General features: G+C 64.7%; 16 protein-coding genes. 2 read left to right on the plus strand and 14 right to left on the minus strand.

Annotated elements, in window-relative coordinates; all coding sequences use genetic code 11:
* Positions 1–714 carry an HAD-IA family hydrolase gene (locus ACYQ47_RS06810; protein WP_250468434.1) on the minus strand — a complete coding sequence of 238 codons (714 nt, stop codon included), beginning with the start codon at positions 712–714 and terminating at the stop codon, positions 1–3.
* An 81-nt stretch (positions 715–795) separates the two neighbouring features.
* Positions 796–1872 carry an ABC transporter ATP-binding protein gene (locus ACYQ47_RS06815; protein WP_459904892.1) on the minus strand — a complete coding sequence of 359 codons (1077 nt, stop codon included), beginning with the start codon at positions 1870–1872 and terminating at the stop codon, positions 796–798.
* A 103-nt stretch (positions 1873–1975) separates the two neighbouring features.
* Between ACYQ47_RS06815 and ACYQ47_RS06820 the strand changes: the two genes are divergently transcribed.
* Positions 1976–2947, plus strand: coding sequence for a LysR family transcriptional regulator (locus tag ACYQ47_RS06820; protein WP_459904893.1), 972 nt, complete (start codon positions 1976–1978; stop codon positions 2945–2947).
* Here the strand turns inward: ACYQ47_RS06820 and ACYQ47_RS06825 are convergent.
* The 12 genes from ACYQ47_RS06825 to ACYQ47_RS06880 form a co-directional block, all read right to left on the minus strand.
* Positions 2861–3319: a helix-turn-helix domain-containing protein gene (locus tag ACYQ47_RS06825; RefSeq protein ID WP_250527918.1), complete on the minus strand. Its 459-nt coding sequence runs from the start codon at positions 3317–3319 to the stop codon at positions 2861–2863. The genes ACYQ47_RS06820 and ACYQ47_RS06825 overlap by 87 nt on opposite strands.
* Complete coding sequence (locus ACYQ47_RS06830) at positions 3316–4485, minus strand: NAD(P)/FAD-dependent oxidoreductase (protein WP_250494139.1); 1170 nt, start codon at positions 4483–4485, stop codon at positions 3316–3318. Before ACYQ47_RS06830 ends, ACYQ47_RS06825 begins: the two co-directional genes overlap by 4 nt.
* On the minus strand, positions 4482–5900 hold the full coding sequence (locus tag ACYQ47_RS06835) for an FAD/NAD(P)-dependent oxidoreductase (RefSeq protein ID WP_459904894.1): 1419 nt from the start codon (positions 5898–5900) through the stop codon (positions 4482–4484). The genes ACYQ47_RS06830 and ACYQ47_RS06835 overlap by 4 nt, the downstream gene beginning before the upstream one ends.
* Complete coding sequence (locus ACYQ47_RS06840) at positions 5879–6199, minus strand: (2Fe-2S)-binding protein (protein WP_244830119.1); 321 nt, start codon at positions 6197–6199, stop codon at positions 5879–5881. Before ACYQ47_RS06840 ends, ACYQ47_RS06835 begins: the two co-directional genes overlap by 22 nt.
* Entirely contained in the window at positions 6196–8043 is a 1848-nt protein-coding gene (locus ACYQ47_RS06845; RefSeq protein WP_244830118.1) for an ABC transporter ATP-binding protein, read from the minus strand. Before ACYQ47_RS06845 ends, ACYQ47_RS06840 begins: the two co-directional genes overlap by 4 nt.
* Positions 8040–8984, minus strand: a complete 945-nt coding sequence (locus ACYQ47_RS06850) for an ABC transporter permease (RefSeq protein ID WP_250527921.1) — start codon at positions 8982–8984, stop codon at positions 8040–8042. The genes ACYQ47_RS06845 and ACYQ47_RS06850 overlap by 4 nt, the downstream gene beginning before the upstream one ends.
* A complete protein-coding gene (locus ACYQ47_RS06855) occupies positions 8981–9937 on the minus strand; it encodes an ABC transporter permease (protein ID WP_244830116.1) in 957 nt (318 codons plus the stop codon). Before ACYQ47_RS06855 ends, ACYQ47_RS06850 begins: the two co-directional genes overlap by 4 nt.
* A gap of 75 nt (positions 9938–10012) precedes the next feature.
* Positions 10013–11629 (minus strand): ABC transporter substrate-binding protein, encoded by a 1617-nt coding sequence (locus tag ACYQ47_RS06860; protein WP_244830115.1) that lies wholly within the window; start codon positions 11627–11629, stop codon positions 10013–10015.
* Positions 11630–11715: 86 nt separating this feature from the next.
* On the minus strand, positions 11716–12990 hold the full coding sequence (locus ACYQ47_RS06865) for an NAD(P)/FAD-dependent oxidoreductase (RefSeq protein WP_244830114.1): 1275 nt from the start codon (positions 12988–12990) through the stop codon (positions 11716–11718).
* A 22-nt stretch (positions 12991–13012) separates the two neighbouring features.
* Positions 13013–13681 carry a haloacid dehalogenase type II gene (locus tag ACYQ47_RS06870; protein WP_250468443.1) on the minus strand — a complete coding sequence of 223 codons (669 nt, stop codon included), beginning with the start codon at positions 13679–13681 and terminating at the stop codon, positions 13013–13015.
* Positions 13678–13809, minus strand: coding sequence for a hypothetical protein (locus ACYQ47_RS06875; protein WP_255784709.1), 132 nt, complete (start codon positions 13807–13809; stop codon positions 13678–13680). The genes ACYQ47_RS06870 and ACYQ47_RS06875 overlap by 4 nt, the downstream gene beginning before the upstream one ends.
* Positions 13810–13879: 70 nt before the next feature.
* Entirely contained in the window at positions 13880–15358 is a 1479-nt protein-coding gene (locus tag ACYQ47_RS06880) for an aldehyde dehydrogenase family protein (RefSeq protein WP_459904895.1), read from the minus strand.
* Positions 15359–15595: 237 nt separating this feature from the next.
* On the opposite strand from ACYQ47_RS06880, the gene ACYQ47_RS06885 reads away from it, so the two are divergent.
* Positions 15596–16468 (plus strand): GNAT family N-acetyltransferase, encoded by an 873-nt coding sequence (locus ACYQ47_RS06885; protein ID WP_459904896.1) that lies wholly within the window; start codon positions 15596–15598, stop codon positions 16466–16468.
* Positions 16469–16510 lie beyond the last annotated feature (42 nt).

Raw genomic sequence — 16510 nt, forward strand, 5'->3', positions numbered from 1 at the left:
TCAGGCGGCGGCGCGCAGTTCGGCCTCGACCGCATCGGCGAGCGCGCCGAGGGTCGCGAACTTGAACGTCGGCGTCGTCACGTTCTCCGGCACGGGCGTGGCGCCGAAGCCTTTCTGACCTTGACGGCGTTCGATCCAGCACGTCGCATAACCGAGCTTCGTCGCGACGCCGATGTCGTGATACTGGCTCTGCGCCGTATGCAGAATCTCGTCGAACTTGTAGCCGAACGCAGCCTGACGTCCACGGTTGTAAGCGAAGAATTGCGGGTCGGGCTTGGCGACACCGGTTTCATCGCAGCAGACGGTATCGTCGAACGGATTGCCGAGCGTATGCGCATACGCCGACAGTGCGACGCGGTCCGCGTTGGTCATCGCGACGAGCCGGAAGTGCTTGCGCAGGCGCTTCAATGCGGCAACGGAATCTTCGAAGGCGGGCCATTCGAGCACGTCGCGCTGGAACGCGGCAGCCGATTGCGCGTCGTCGGGCAAACCGAGTTCCTTCGCCAGATGCAGATAGACGTTGGCCATCTCATGGCTCGAACGCCCCGGATACTTCGCGCGGCCATCCATGTACGGCGTGAAGATCTGGTCATCGGTCAGGTCCTTTGCCTTCGGGCCGCCCAGACGCCGCACGGAATCGAGCACGCCTTTTTCGAAGTTGATCAGCGTGCCGACGACATCGAACGTCAGGACCTTGAAATCGGTGAGATTCATTGCATCATCCTTTTGCGGGTTGCGTATGAGTTGGCAACATGTGCCAGTCGAATCGCCCGTGCACAGGCGATGAAAAACCGTTCATGCGGGCACGACGATGGTGTCCGCGGGATCGAGCGCCACGATCATCTCGGCGCCCGGCTGGGGAATGCGGCGGCGCGCCTCGAAGCTGCCGGGCTGTCTCAGGCTGATGGCCGTGCCGTCTGCGAGCACCGCGAACACGCGCAGACTTTCGCCCTGATAAAGCACTTCGGTCACGCGACAGGAAAAGCGGTTGGCGTTTACTAACGCGTCGCCATGCGCGATGAAAAGCTTCTCCGTCTGCACCGCGAGCAAGAGCTTCTCGCCGCGTGGCAACGGGTGCGCCGTGCGCAAGACCGTGTTGCCGAGACGCACGGCGTCGTCGCCCGCGCGGCTCACGTCGAGCAAGGTCGCCTCGCCGATGAAGCTCGCGACGAACGCATCGCAAGGACGGTCGTAGAGACGCTCGGGCGTGTCGATCTGCACGAGCTTGCCGTCTTTGAGCACGGCCACGCGGTCGCTCATGGTGAGCGCCTCGCGCTGATCGTGCGTCACGTTGACAATGGTCGCGCCAAGCCGCCGATGCAGCCGCCGCAGCTCGATCTGCATGGTCTCGCGCAATTGCTTGTCGAGCGCGGAGAGCGGCTCGTCCATCAGGATCAGTTGCGGCTCGAAGACCATCGCGCGGGCGAGCGCCACGCGTTGCTTCTGCCCGCCCGACAACTGGTCGATGCCGCGATTCTCGTAGCCCGCGAGTTCGACTATCGCCAGGGCATCGGCGACCTTCTTCGGCCAGGTGGATTTCGGCTCGCGTCGCGCACGCAGCGAGAACGCGACGTTCTCGCCCACCGTCATATGCGGAAAGAGCGCGTAGTTCTGGAACACGATGCCGATATCGCGCTTGTGCGGCGGCGCAAATGTAATGTCGCGCTCGCCGACCCAGACGCTTCCGGACGTTGGCTGCACGAAGCCGCCGAGAATGCCTAGTAGCGTGGTCTTGCCCGAACCTGACGGGCCGAGCAACGAGACGAATTCGCCCGGCGCGATGTCGAGAGAAACATCGTCGAGTGCGGCCAGCGCGCCGTAGCGCTTGGTTGCCGACCTGATCGATACGCCGGTTTTCGCTCGTGCATCCATGAGTGTCGTCTCGTGTCTTCGGGCTTGAGGATTAAGAAAAATATACGGCGCGATGTTTTTGACGGCAATTCCAAAATTGTTGGATCGGGCATAACATCAGGTCATGCCAAACCTTCGCAAGAAACTGCCCAGCGCCAACGCGCTTTTCGTCTTCGAAGCGGCCGCGCGCTGCGGTAATTTCACGCGTGCCGCGCAAGAACTTTACGTGAGTCAGCCTGCGGTCAGCCGCATGCTCGCGCGCATGGAAGACCATATCGGCGTGCGGCTTTTCGAGCGCGTGCGCGGCGGCATTGAACTGACGGAAAGCGGGCGCATTCTGTATCGCAAGATATCGGAAGGCTTCAATGGCATAGAAAGCGCCATCCGCGAAATCGAGGCACGCGCCACCGGCGTGGAGTCGGTCACGCTGTCGGTTTCCACCGCCTTCACCACGCACTGGCTGATGCCGCGCATGAGCCGGCTCAATCAGGCGTTTCCTTCGGTGGACCTGCGCTTTCAACTGATCTCGGGGCGCATTGGCGGGCCGCTCGTCGATGTCGATCTCGGCATGCGCTTCCTTCACGATGAAGAGATCGACGAGAACGCCGTGCTGGTCATGCCCGAAGCGCTGCTGCCGGTATCGAACGAGCGATACCACGAAACCGCGTGCACCGAAGCGGGCCGCGCGCATGGCGATACGGTGATCGTCATGGACGACGGCGAACGCGGCTGGCATGAGCGCTTTCATGCGTTCGCCGACCAAGAGCGGCATGTCGCCGGCATGCTCAGTTTCAACGACTACGCCATCGTCGTGCAGGCCGCGTTGCTCGGGCAAGGCATGGCGCTCGGCTGGCTCAACGTGGCGTCTCACTGGCTCGCGCAAGGCGCGCTCGTGCCGGCGGAACAGGAACTCATCGTGACGAGCCGGCGCTGCTGCCTCGTCACGCCGCCGAACCGGCCGTTGCGGCCTATCGTCGCCGACGTGCGCGACTGGCTCATCGCGGAAACGCTAGGCGACATGCGCGTCGTCGAGAGCAAGTATCCGCGGCTCGGTCTTCGCGATGCCCTTAAGGCAACCGGCATCCAGCTTGGCTGAACGCGTGTCCGCATGGTCGCGTGCGTGCTCGCGTGCGTGCTCGATGAACGTGCTCGGCGTCATACCGCACAAGCGCTTGAAATGCCGCGCGAGATGGCTTTGATCGAAAAAGCCGACTTCCGTCGCCACCACCGATCCCGGCATGCCCGCGAGCAACAGACTCTGCGCACGCCGCACCCGCACGCGGCACAGATACTTGTAGGGCGAAAGCCCGATCTGCTCGCGAAACACGGTCGCAAAGCGCGACACCGACAACGCCGAGACATCGGCGAGCTGCGCAAGACTCACGGTCTTGTCGAAATTCGCTTCGATATAGGCGAGCGCGTTGCCGAGCACGGCGGGCTTGATGTTCGCGTGGCTCTCGTGGTTCATGAAGAAGTCTCTGACGTGGCCGATTCCGCGTGTGCCGATGCGCCGCGCTGGAATCGTTGAATGGAGAACGAATCGAGAGGAATGGGTGTGGCGCCGGTATCGAGCAGTTCCGCGAGCGTTTCGCCCACGCCCGGCCCGATCTGAAACCCCGAGCCGCTGAAACCGAACGCATAGAAGAGGCCATCGGCTTTCGTGCTCGGGCCGATCACCGGTTCCGAATCCGGCAGATAGCTTTCGACGCCGCTCCAGACGCGAATTACGTGCAAGGGTCCGAGCGCCGGCACCATGCGGCGAAACTGAGCCATCTGCGCGACGGTGTTTTCCGGCAGCACGCCCGCGCGGCGCGTGGCGATATCGGCGGGACCGGGCGGGCCGCCGCCGAGCACGAGATTGCCGCGCGGAATCTGGCGGAAGTACACGCTCTCGGCCTTGACCGTCGTGTAGACGCCCATCGAATGCTGGAAGACATACGGCACGGGTTCGGTCACGGCCATTTGCGGGCCGCGCGCGACGAGCGGCACAGGCTCGCCGAGTTGCGTCGACAAGGTATTGGCCCACGCGCCCGCGCATACCAGCACTTGTTCGGCGCGATAGATGTCGCCCGCCGCGCTTTCCACGCGAAAGCCGCCCGCTTCTTTCTCGATACGCACCACTTCCGTGTTCTCGACGATGCGCGCTCCGAGCCGCGCCGCCGCACGCCCGAACGCAGGCGCGGCGAGTCGCGGATTGGCGTGGCCATCGAGCGGCGAAACGGATGCGGCAAGGACTTCGCGGCCGAGGAAGGGGAAGCGCTCGAACATCGCACGGCCTTCGAGCACTTCGAGATCGAGGCCGTGGGCGCGCGCTTCATCGGCATAGCGCTGAAAATACGCGGCGTCATGCGCGTGATAGCAGACGCGCGTATGGCCCGAAGGCAGGAATTCGACATCTTCGCCGAGCAGTTCCCGCGAGCGTTTCCAGGTCTGCAAGGCGCGATTGGACATGGCCAGTTGCGAAAGCGCGCGGCCCTGGCGACGCACGCCGCCGAAGTTCACGCCGCTTGCCTGCTGCCCGGTGAGACCGCGTTCGAGCACGATCACGGAACGCTTACGGCGGCGCAAAAAAAATGCGGTCGTCGTGCCGACGATACCGCCGCCGATCACGATCACATCGGCGCGCTCGTTCATTCGCTCAACTCCTTTTCGATTCCTCGATGCACTTCGTCCTGCGGCGTCACGGCCATCGGCAGCGGCTTGACAGGCGCTTGTCCGCGCAGACGGCCGACCGCTTCGAGCGGCACGCGCGCCTCGGCGGCGATGACTTCCGCGCCCGCGTGCGCGCAATATCGGCCCTGACAGCGGCCCATGCCGACGCGGGAAAACGCCTTCGCGCGATTCGCTTCCCGCGCGCCCATTTCGCGTACCACGCGACGCAATTCGCCCGCGGTGATGGCTTCACAGCGGCAGACGATCGCCTCGTCCGGAAGCGCGGCAGCGAAGCGCGCGGGCCACGGGAAAGCGGCCCGCAGGCCGGCGGCGAATCGCGTGAAGCGCGCGAGTTCGGCGCGTAATTGCGTGACGCGCGCGTTGTCGGGCGCGAGCCCCGCATCGTGCAAGGCGGCGAGCGCCGCGAGTTGTCCGGAGCGCTCGGCGGCGTCCGCGCCGCGTACGCGTGCGCCGTCACCCGCGAGATAGACGCCGGGCACGCTGCTGCGGCCATCGCCGTCGATGCGAGCAAGCCATTGCCGGGCGGCCTGATCGAAGACGAACTCGCAGCCCGCGAGATCGGCGAGCTGCGTTTCGGGACGGAGGTGATAGCCGAGCGCGACGGCATCGCAGGCAATATCGAGTTGCGCGCCGTTCGCCGTTTCAACGCGCACGCCGGTGACGCCATGTTCGGCCGTCCCGCCGATGCCAACCGGCGTGATGCCGCGATGCACCGCCACACCCGCGCGACGCAATACGCGCATCAAGCCGATGCCCTTGACGAGCGTCGATGGCATGGCGAGCAGTTGCGGCAATGCGCGAATGCGTTGTGCAAGCGTCGAGGTGTCCAGCACCGCACCGACCGTCGCGCCTGCTTTGACGTATTGCGCGGCGACGAGATAGAGCAGCGGTCCCGTGCCCATCAGCACCGTGCGCGCGCCGATTGCACAGCCTTGCGACTTCAGCGCGACCTGCGCGCCGCCGAGGCTATACGTGCCTGCGTGATGCCAGCCCGGCACCGGCATGAGGCGGTCGGTGGCGCCGCTGCACACGATGAGCGCGTCGAAGTCGAGCTTGCGATAGCGCGTGCCGCTGACGATGTGCACCACGTTCGGTTCGATGTTCCACACGAGCGTCTCGGGCAGATAGTCGATCTGCGCGCGCAAGCCGTCGAACGTGCGATGCAGCGACTGAGCGCGGACGGCTTCGCTGCCATAAAGCGTTTCATACGAGCGCGAAAACCCGTCGGGCTGCCGCCGATAAATCTGCCCGCCGTCGCGCCGTCCTTCATCGACCACGGTCGGACGCAAGCCCGCGCGCACGAGCGCTTCGGCTGCGCGCACGCCCGCCGGTCCGCCGCCGACGACCACGACCTTCAAACGCTCGCGCGCGGCCATACACCCTCCTTCGTCTGACCGATGCGTGTGACGATCGACATGCCTTCTTCAACCGGCGTCGTGCAGGCGCGCAGGCGTTCGCCGCTCGCGGTCCAAACCCAGCAATCCTGGCACGCGCCCATCAGGCAGAAACCGGCGCGGCGGCCATCGCCGAACTCGGAATCGCGCAAGGTGTCTTGCGCCGTCAGCAGCGCGACCATCAGCGTGTCGCCTTCCTTGGCCTGTGCGATGCTGCCGTCGATGACGATGGTCACCGTTTTGCGCCCCGTCTCCGCCACTCTCACGAAACGTGCGTTCATGCAGCCACCGCGTTGTCTTGTGTCTGCATGCGCGTGAGGTCGTCGGCCGAGCGGTGGCACAGAATGGCGGCGCCCGAAGGCAAGGTCTTGACCGATGGCGGTGTCACGTTGCACTTGCCGTCGATACGCACCGTGCAACGCGCGCGGAAGCTGCACAACGCATCCACGCCGCTATCCGAGCCGAGCACGGGCAAGGCAGTCAGCGTCGATGCGCGCCGCTCGTCGAGCCAGCCCGGTTGCAGCGCAGGCACCGAATCGACGAGCAGACCCGTGTACGGGTGATACGGCGGATGCGAAAGCGACTCGCGCTGGCCCGCTTCGACACACTGGCCCGCATACAGCACGATGACTTCGTCGCAGATGGCCCGCACCGTCGAGATGTCGTGGCTGATGAACATGAGCGAGACGCCGAGTTCGCGGCGCAATTCCGCGAGCAGATCGAGAATGGCCGCGCCGACCACCGTATCGAGCGCGGACGTGACTTCGTCGCAGAGAATGAGCGCGGGGTCGGCGGCGAGCGCGCGCGCCAGATTCACGCGCTGCTTCTGTCCGCCCGACAAACCGCCCGGCTGGCGCTTCGCAATCGCTGCGGGCAGTTTCACCAGATCGAGCAGTTCCAGCATGCGCTTCCGTGCCGCCGCACCGCGCAGGCCGTGATAGAAGTTCATCGGCCGCGCGAGAATATCGGCGATGGTACGGCTCGGGTTGAGCGCGGTATCGGCGTTCTGGAACACGATCTGCACGCGCCGGTATTGTTCGAGCGTACGTTCGGAGAGCTTGGCCGGCAGCGGCTTGCCGTCGAGCAGCACGTCGCCGCGCGCCCGGTCCACCAGACCCGCGACCACGCGCGCAAGCGTCGTCTTGCCCGATCCCGATTCGCCGATCACACCGAGCGTGCTGCCACGCGCGATCTTCAGGCTCACGTCGTCGAGCACGCGCACGGCGGGCACGCCGTTCGCATCGACACGGCCATAACCCGCGCTCAGGCGGCGAATTTCCAGCAACGGCTTTTCGCCCTGACTGGTGAGCGGCGAGAGTTCGGCGAGCAGCGCATCGGGGCGGCGCACCGCGCCGAGCAACTGGCGCGTGTAATCGTCGGCGGGAGCGTCGAGCACTTGCGCGGTCGCGCCGTTCTCGCGCACGCGTCCGCCGTTCAGCACGACGATGCGGTCCGCCATCTGCGCCACCACGGCGAGGTCGTGCGATACGTACACCGCCGTCGTGCCGAGTTCGCGCACCACGCGCTTGAATGCGGCGAGGACTTCGATCTGAGTGGTCACATCGAGCGCGGTGGTCGGTTCGTCGAACACGACGACGGCGGGATCGGTGATCAGCGCCATCGCGGCCATCAACCGCTGCAACTGCCCGCCCGAGACCTGATGCGGATACCGGTCGCCAATGCTTTCCGGATTCGGCAACGCGAGCGCGCGGAACAACGCGACCGCCTTCTCGCGCGCCGCTGCGGCGGACATGAGTTTGTGCAGCAACGCGGGCTCGGTCACCTGATCCATGATCGTGCGTGCCGGATTGAATCCCGCCGACGCGCTCTGCGCCACATAAGCCACCGTGCGCGAACGCAGCGCGCGACGGCCCTTTTCACTCAGTTCGAGCACTTCGGTGTCGCCGATCTTGACGGAACCGCCCGCAATCGCGCAGCCGGTGCGCGCATGGCCGAGCAGCGCCAGCGCAATCGTCGTCTTGCCCGAGCCCGACTCGCCGATCAGCGCGAGCACTTCGCCCTTCTTCACGACGAAGTCCACGCCTTTCACGATCTCGACGACCGGGTCCGGCGCCGCGCCCGCGACCACGCGCAGGCCTTTCACTTCGATCATGTTGGTGGTCATTGCGCGCCTCCGTTGCCGCGCGCACCGTGGCGGCGCAGGCTGTCGATGAGCAGATTCACGCCGACCGTCAGCGTGGCGATGGCGACCGCCGGCATGAGCACGGCCGGCGCGCCTTCCGCGAGACCGCCGATGTTCTCGCGCACGAGCGAACCCCAGTCCGCGTTCGGCGGCTGGACACCGAGGCCGAGAAAGCTCAGGCCCGACAGCAGCAACACGATGAACACGAAGCGCAGACCGAAGTCGGCGAGCATCGGGTGGATCATGTTCGGCAGCACTTCGACGCGAGCGATATAGAACAGCTTCTCGCCGCGCGCTCTTGCCACCTGCACGTATTCGAGCGTCATGATGTTGACCGCGAGCGAGCGCGAAATGCGGAACGCGCCGGGAATGTAGGCGAGCGCGGCGACCATCGTTAGCATGGGAATCGACGAGCCGAACGCGGCGATCACCACCAGCGCGAGCACCTTGCTCGGAATGGAGATGAGCGCATCGAAGAAGCGGCTCAGGATTTCATCGACCCAGCGGCCGGACACAGCCGCGATCAGACCGAAGAACGTGCCGATGAAACTCGCGAGCAGCGTCGCCGCGAGCGCGAGGCCCACCGTGTACTGCGTGCCGTACAGCACGCGGGAGAGCATGTCGCGGCCGAGATAATCGGTGCCGAGCCAGTGCGCCGCGCTATAGCTGCCGAAGATGTCGATGGAAGTCATCGCGCCGCCTTTGTACGGCGCGACGAGCGGAGCCAGGAACGCGATCGCGAGCCAGAAGACGACGATGAAAAGACCGATCAAGCCGAGCACCGAGAAGCGTCCGGCGAGACGTCGCAACGGGCCGCGCTTCTGCACGACGACCGGCGCTTCGGCCACGTCCGGTATTCCGGGCTCCGGCTCGTACATGACCTGCGAGGCGTGTGGCACGTGAGGTGTCGAGGGACGATTCATCGTTGACGCAGCCTCGGGTTGGATACGATCTGGGCCAGGTCGGCAATCAGCACGAGCGCGAGATACGCCGCGCAGAACACCATGACGCAGCCCTGCACGAGCGGCATGTCGCGGTTGGTGACGGCATCGACCATGAGGCTTGCAAGACCGGGATAGTTGAAAATCGATTCGACGATCACCACGCCGCCGAAGAGATACGAGAGACTCAGCGCCACCGCGTTCGCAATCGGGCCGATGGTGTTGGGCAAGACGTGCCGCAACACCACGCGCATCGGCGATGCGCCCTTTAGTCGCGCCATCTCCACGTAAGACGCGTTGAGCTGATCCAGCACCGCCGCGCGCGTCATGCGTGCCATTTGCGCGACGATCACGCAGCAGAGCGTCATCACCGGCATCGCGTAGACCCGCAAGAGCGCGCCGAACGACGACACATCCGAGAGATACGAGAGCGCTGGCAGCCAGCGCAGCTTCACCGCGAAGATCAGGACGGCGATGGTCGCGACGAGAAACTCGGGCACGGCCACGGTCGAAAGCGTCAGCACGTTGAGCGCGCGGTCGAGCAGCGAGCCGCGAAACATGGCCGACACGATGCCGATGAAAAGCGCCACCGGCACCGAAACCAGCGCGGTCAAACCGGCCAGCACGAGCGAATTCGGCAGACGCGAGGCGATCAGCTGACTCACCGGGAGATTGTTCGACAGCGACGTGCCGAAGTTGCCCGAGACCACGTGCACGAGCCATTGCACGTAGCGTTGCAGCGCGGGCTGATCGAGCCCGTACTCGTGACGCAGGGCCGTGACCTGCTCGGGCGTGGCCGCCTGGCCGAGCGCCTGCTGTGCGGCATCGCCGGGCAAGAGACCCGTGATGCCGAACACCACCGCCGAGACGATCAGCAAGGTCAGCAACGCGAGGCCGATGCGCGTGGCGACGAGTCGTTGCGCATGAACTTTCATCGGATATCGCCTCCGGTTTGAGGTTCGCGCGCCGTCCGTTGAGGGCGCGCGATGTCGCTTGAGACGCAGCGTGCTTTACGCCGTGAGCCAGACCTTTTCCGCGAACATGAAGCCGCCGAGACCGGCGAGCGGAATCGAGCCGAGGCCCTTGAGCTTCGCGGTGTGGGCATCGAGGGAACTCTGGAACATCGGAATGCCGATGCCGCCGTCCTCGTGCACGAGCTGCTGCATGTCGCCGTAGATCTTCTTGCGCTTGGCGTCGTCCGGCTCGCCGCGCGCGGCCACCAGCATCTGGTCGAACTGCGGGTTTTTCCAGTTGGCTTCGTTCCACGGTGCGTCGGACTTGAAGAACTGCGTGAACAGCACATCCGCGCTCGGGCGTGCGTTGATGTTGCCGTAGCCGAGCGGATGCTTCATCCAGTGATTCGACCAGTAGCCGTCGGCGGGCACGCGCACCACTTGCAGATTCAGGCCCGCTTGCGGCGCCACCTGTTGCAAGAGCACGGCCATTTCGACCGAACCCTCAGCCGCCGGCGATGCGTACAGTTGCACCGGCGCGCTGCCGAGCTTCGCCTTCTGGAAGTAGAACTTGGCCTTGTCCGGATCGAACTTGCGTTGCGGCAGACCGGCCATGTAGTACTTGTTGGTCGGATCGATCGGCTGGTCGTTGCCGATTGCGCCATAGCCGCGAAACACGGTCTGGCGAATCTGGTCGCGATCCATCAAGTGCATCATGCCGCGCCGGAAATCGCTCGTGCCCGTGATGCCGCCGTCGTCGCGCACGATCAGGTCGGTGTATTGACCCGTCTTCGTTTCCAGCACGTTGAAGCCTTGCGTGCCCTTGATGCGGTCCGTCGAGCGCGCGCTCACCGCGTTGATCAGTTGCACGTCGCCGGACAGAAGCGCGTTGACGCGCGCGGATTCATCGGCGATACCGATCAGCTCCACTTCATCCAGATGCGGCAGGCCCGGCTTCCAGTACTTCTCGTTGCGCACGCCGACCGTACGCACGCCTGGCGTGAATTCCTTGACCTTGAACGGACCCGTGCCGATCGCCGTCTTGAAGTCGGTGGTGCCGTCCTTGATGATGAGGAAGTGCGAATCCGCGAGAATCACGGGCAGGTCGGCGTTCGCGCCGGCGAGCGTGATGGTCACTTCGTTCGGGCCGGTGGCCTTCACGTCCTTGAACTGGTCGGCAATGGTCTTGGCCTTCGAGCCGACCGCTGCATCCTTGTGACGCATCAGCGAATAGATCACGTCCTGCGGCGCGAGCGACTTGCCGTCGTGAAACTGCACGCCGCTTCTGAGCTTCACGACCCACACGGTCGCGTCTTTCGTTTCGAGCGATTCAGCCAGCGACATCTGCGCGCCGAGATGCGAATCCAGTTCGGTCAGGCCGTTGTAGATCATGAAGCCGCGCACGTAGTCGGTGCCGAGCGCGCCCTTGGCGGGGTCGAGCGTATCGGCGGACGAAGACGATTGCGTCGCCACGCGAATCCGTCCGCCCTGCTTCGGCTTTTCCTGCGCGAACGCGGCGCCGCTCACGGAAAGCAGGCCCGTGCCGGTGACGGACAGCAAGCCGCCCGCGGTCAGCGCGCGCAGCACGCTACGGCGCGACGCGCCTTTTTTCGTCAGTTCGTCGAGCCGGATACCGGCATGGTCGACTGCATCAGGCGATTGATCGATGCTCATGAACTTCTCCGCGTGAGATTGGGGCTGAATGAATCGCCGGCTCGGTTGTTTCCGGCTGGCTGTATTTGCTTCGATGCTTCGATGCTTCAATAGAAAACGTCTTTGATCGAGTAGTACGCACCGACCAACGGCAGGAACCACGGCTTGCCCGTGTGACCCGGAATGGCGGGCCAGTCGAAATCGCGCCACGGATTGGCGTCGGCCTTGCCGTTCATCACGTCGGCCATGACCTGGCCCATGTGCGTGGACATCTGCGTGCCGTGGCCGCTGTAGCCCATCGAAAAGTAGATGCCGTCGTGCTGCCCGGCGCGCGGCAGACGGTCCGCGGTGATATCGACGAGACCGCCCCAGCAATAGTCGATGCCCACGCTCGCGAGACTCGGGAACATCTGCGCGAGGTTGTCCTGCAGGATGCGGCCGCTCTTAGCATCCGAAGGTCTTTCGGATGCCGTGAAGCGCGCGCGTCCGCCGAACAGCAAACGCGCATCCGGCGTCACGCGAAAATAGTTATGCATGAGGCGGCTCGTGGTGTAGGAGCGGCGCTTGGGCAAGATGCGCGCGAGCTCTTCCGCCGGCAGCGGCGCGGTCACGATGATGAACGAGCCCACCGGCGCGAGCCTGCGTCTGTACCACGAGAAAGGACCGTGCTTGGAAGGACCGGTCGCGATCAACACTTGCTTCGCGCTCACCGCGCCGCGCGCCGTATCGACTCGAAATCCGCCGTCTTCCTTCGTGATGCCGCGCACTTCCGCATGTTCGAAAAGCTTCGCGCCTTGCCGCACGGCGGCGTTCGCAAGACCCGCCGCGAACTTGCCCATATGCATCTGGCCACCATGACGTTGCAGCAAGCCGCCATGAAAACTGTCCGACTGCACTTCGCCGCGAACCTGTTCGCGAGTCAGCACGTCGATATCGGGATCGACTTCGCGGCGAATGAGTTCGGCGGTCCGTTCGATGTGCGCGAGATGATGCGGCTTCGACGCGAGCTTCAGCTTGCCCGTCGAAACATAATCGCAATCGATACCTTCCTCGCGAATCAAACGCTCGACGGTATCGACGGCGGCCGCATACGCGCGATAACAGCCCTGCGCACGCTCGACGCCCAGTTGCGAGCGCAACGCCGCATAGTCCTGCGCCACGCCGGTGTTGCACTGGCCGCCGTTGCGCCCGGAAGCGCCGCCGCCCATTTTCCCCGCATCGAACACGGCGACGCTCGCGCCGCGTTTGGCAAGCGCCAGCGCCGCCGACAGACCGGTGAAGCCGCCGCCGATCACCGCCACATCGACCCGGCCATCGGCCGGGCCTTCCTGCGCCGCCGTGAAGGCGGGTGCGGTATCGAGCCAGTAGGAGTCGAGTTTCATCGGCGGGTCCGGAGGATGACGATTACAGGCCGAGCTCGGTGGCGAGATCGCCGATGGTGTCGACTTCGTAGTACTCGTAGTACGGCGTGCTCGGCTCGTGGCCGCGCTTGACGAACGCCTTGTGCTTCACGCCCATGTCGTGCGCGGTCATCAGGTCGTAGCGCAGGCTCGACGACACGTGCAGCACGTCTTCGGGGTTGCAGTCGAGCTGGTCGAACATGTACTCGAAGCCTTGCATGCGCGGCTTGTACGACTGCGCCTGCTGTGCCGTGAACACGCGATGGAACGGCGCGCCGAGCTTGTCGACGTTGCTTTGAATCTGGTCATTCGATGCGTTGGAGAGAATCACGAGCTTGTACTTCGAAGCGAGACGCGACAGACCTTCCGGGACGTCCGGATGCGGGCCCCAGCTCGGCACGGCGAGGTAGTACTTTTCGGCTTCGGCTTCGTTGAACTCGACGTTCATGCGCTGGCACGCACGGCGCACGGCATTGACGATGACATCGCGATACGGCTTCCACGCGCCGAGCACTTCGTCGCGGCGGTATCCGGAAAAGAATGCGACGAACTTTTCAAGCTCGGCGCCCTTCAGACGGTCGCCGTACATCTCGCGGGCCATATCGGCCATGCGGAACTTCGTCAGCGTGCCGTAGCAGTCGAAGGTGATGTACTTAGGCTCGAAATCGATCATGGTGTCAGTCCTATCGGGTAATGAACCGCACAGGGTTCAGGGGCGAGGGCCAGGAAAAACGCATTTCCTGAAGAAAATTTAATCAGGGCAAAAATACTGATGTCGTTGAATGCGGGTGCTTCGACCATGCAAAACAACTCGTTTCGAGGCATGTCCGCAGCAGCTTATGCGGCGCGTTTCCGACGCACGATCGATCGTTCATTGACCGATGTCGATCAGCACGCTCTTGATGCGCAAATTGGCTTCGAAGGCTTGCCGCCCGAGGTCCTTGCCGATGCCCGAACCCTTGTAGCCGCCGGTGGGAATCACGAAGTCGCTGGTCCGGCCGTAGCGGTTGACCCACACCGTGCCCGCCTCGATGCCGCGCACCATGCGCAGCGCGCGGCCGAGGTCTGCAGTGTGCACGCCGGCGGCGAGGCCATAGTCGGGGTGAGCGGCGAGTGCGAGCGCTTCCTCTTCGCTGTCGAAGGCCTGCAAGGTCAGCACCGGGCCGAAGATTTCGTGGCGCACGGCTTCCGTTTCCTGTGTCACGCCGGTCAGAAGCGTCGGCGCATAGAACGGTCCGGGCGTCGCGGCATGCGGGCGTTCTCCGCCGCAGCGCAGCGCGGCGCCGCTCGCGACGCTGCGTTGTACGATCGCTTCGATACGCGCGGCTTGCGGCTCGGAGATGATCGGCGGCAAGGTGGTGTCGGCGGCCCAGGTCGGTCCGGCATGCAGTTCGCCGAATACATGTGCAATGCGTTCGGCGAGCTCATCCGCGATCGAACGCTCGACCAGGAGCCGCGATCCCGCGACGCATACCTGGCCCGCGTTGCCGGCGATCGCACCGGCGATACGCCGCGCGACTTCATCGATACGCGGGGCATCCGCGAAGACGATCTGCGGACTCTTGCCGCCCAGTTCCAGCGTCACGGGCTTGGTGCCGGTCTCGGCGCAGGCGGCCATGATCGCGGCGCCCGTGCGTGTCGAACCCGTGAACGTCACCTTGGCGATGCGCGGATGACGCACGAGCGCGTCGCCGGTCGTGCGGCCATCGCCCTGAACGACATTGAAGATGCCTGGCGGCACGCCTGCTTCGAGCGCGAGCCGGGCGAGACGCAGCACCGAAAACGGCGTCATCTCCGAAGGCTTGAGAACCACCGCGTTACCGGCCGCGAGCGCCGGTGCGATCTTCCACGACGCCATCACCAGCGGAAAATTCCACGGTGCGATGGCGCCGATCACGCCATACGGCTCGGTCATGGTCATGCCGAGGTGCCGATGATCCGTCGCCGCGACCTCACCGCCGATCTTGTCGGCGAGTTCCGCGTAGAAGCGGATGCCTTCGGCGGTGAACGGCACGTCCCAGTTGAATGCATCGCGCACGGGACGCGTGGAGCCGAGCGCTTCGAGCGGCGCGAGCGTGGCGGCGTCGGCGGCAACGAGATCCGCGAAACGGCGCAGCACGCGGGCCCGCTCGCGCGGCGCGCAGCTTGCCCAGCCGCTCGTGCGCCACGCGGTGTAGGCGTTCTGCACGGCGTGGTCGATCATGGCCGCATCGGCGACTGGAATGGATGCGTACGCGACGCCATCCGAAGGCCGCGTGACGTCGATGCGCGTGGTGCCTGCATCGACGAACTCGCCACCGATGAAGTGGCCGCGCGGCACGGCAATGACGGCGGGATCGAAACGGTCCATGTGCTTGGGCCTTGTATGCGTTGATGTCGTATGAAATCTTAGGTCCGAAGGCCCGGCATAATTCGCTGACAAAATTGCGCAATCGGCATATCGGGCGCGTTCTTGCACGCGTAACCCGTGGTTTTGCATTGCATCAAAAGCGCAACGCTTGATAGGAAGATCGTCCTAGTCATGCGCGTTGTGCGGTGTCACAGTCGCGATAACCGTCTACAGAACGCTCAGAACCAGGAGGCCGGCGTGCCCGACTCTAATCAGCACGATGCGATTCGATATCGCGCTTTCACGCCCGACGACATCGCGGCAGGACACGCGTTGTCGAGCGCCGTCCGGTGGCGGCATCGTCCGGACGACTGGCGGTTTGCCGCGCAGACCAGCAGCGGCATCGCCGCCGTCGACGCTTCCGGCGCAGTGGTCGGTACGGCGCTCGCATGGAAGTTCGGTGTGGAGGCCGCGTCCATCGGCATGTTCATCGTGTCGCCGGAGCATCAGCAACTCGGTATCGGCCGTGAGCTGATCGAGCGGCACATACGGGAACTCGGCGCGCGCACGGTCGTCATGCATGCGATCGGTTCCGGGCTCGCGCTATGCGAAACGCTCGGCTTCGAGAAGACCGGCACCATCCATCAGCATCAGGGCGCGGCGTTTCAGCCGCCGCTCGTTTCGCTGCCGCCGGGCGAGCGGCTGCGGCCCATCGGCGCGAACGACACGCCGCGTCTGGTCGATCTCGCCTCGCGTGCAAGCGGGCTGGATCGGAGCGCCGTGCTGCCGCAATTGCTCGATGTCGCAAGCGGTATCGCGCTCGATCGCGACGGCGAGTTGCTCGGCTTCGCATTGTTCCGGCGCTTCGGCGACGGTCATGTGATCGGCCCGGTGGTCGCGCCCGACTCGCCGAATGAAAGCCGCGCGAAAGCGCTCATCAGTTACTGGCTCGCGCTGCATGCAGGTATGTTCGTACGTGTCGATACCCCCGCGAGGCTCGGACTTTCGACATGGCTCGAAGGCCTCGGCTTGCCGCATGTCGACAGCATCGAGCGCGTGGTGCGCAATGGTCCCTTGCCCGTCGATGCCACTTCGATCGAATACGCCATCGCCAGTCAGGCGTTAGGCTAGGGCTTGTCATCGCGAGCTTGCCGCTTCCCCGTCCGATGCTTT

This window comes from Caballeronia sp. HLA56 (assembly GCF_054655155.1).

Bases quoted from the DNA above. Each gene is read 5' to 3' on its own strand.
- ACYQ47_RS06850 (WP_250527921.1), bottom strand. From the start codon at position 8,984: ATGAATCGTCCCTCGACACCTCACGTGCCACACGCCTCGCAGGTCATG.
- ACYQ47_RS06835 (WP_459904894.1), bottom strand. From the start codon at position 5,900: ATGGCCGCGCGCGAGCGTTTGAAGGTCGTGGTCGTCGGCGGCGGACCG.
- ACYQ47_RS06810 (WP_250468434.1), bottom strand. From the start codon at position 714: ATGAATCTCACCGATTTCAAGGTCCTGACGTTCGATGTCGTCGGCACG.
- ACYQ47_RS06845 (WP_244830118.1), bottom strand. From the start codon at position 8,043: ATGACCACCAACATGATCGAAGTGAAAGGCCTGCGCGTGGTCGCGGGC.
- ACYQ47_RS06830 (WP_250494139.1), bottom strand. From the start codon at position 4,485: ATGAACGAGCGCGCCGATGTGATCGTGATCGGCGGCGGTATCGTCGGC.
- ACYQ47_RS06820 (WP_459904893.1), top strand. From the start codon at position 1,976: ATGCCAAACCTTCGCAAGAAACTGCCCAGCGCCAACGCGCTTTTCGTC.
- ACYQ47_RS06815 (WP_459904892.1), bottom strand. From the start codon at position 1,872: ATGGATGCACGAGCGAAAACCGGCGTATCGATCAGGTCGGCAACCAAG.
- ACYQ47_RS06855 (WP_244830116.1), bottom strand. From the start codon at position 9,937: ATGAAAGTTCATGCGCAACGACTCGTCGCCACGCGCATCGGCCTCGCG.
- ACYQ47_RS06880 (WP_459904895.1), bottom strand. From the start codon at position 15,358: ATGGACCGTTTCGATCCCGCCGTCATTGCCGTGCCGCGCGGCCACTTC.
- ACYQ47_RS06860 (WP_244830115.1), bottom strand. From the start codon at position 11,629: ATGAGCATCGATCAATCGCCTGATGCAGTCGACCATGCCGGTATCCGG.
- ACYQ47_RS06825 (WP_250527918.1), bottom strand. From the start codon at position 3,319: ATGAACCACGAGAGCCACGCGAACATCAAGCCCGCCGTGCTCGGCAAC.
- ACYQ47_RS06865 (WP_244830114.1), bottom strand. From the start codon at position 12,990: ATGAAACTCGACTCCTACTGGCTCGATACCGCACCCGCCTTCACGGCG.
- ACYQ47_RS06870 (WP_250468443.1), bottom strand. From the start codon at position 13,681: ATGATCGATTTCGAGCCTAAGTACATCACCTTCGACTGCTACGGCACG.
- ACYQ47_RS06840 (WP_244830119.1), bottom strand. From the start codon at position 6,199: ATGAACGCACGTTTCGTGAGAGTGGCGGAGACGGGGCGCAAAACGGTG.
- ACYQ47_RS06875 (WP_255784709.1), bottom strand. From the start codon at position 13,809: ATGGTCGAAGCACCCGCATTCAACGACATCAGTATTTTTGCCCTGATT.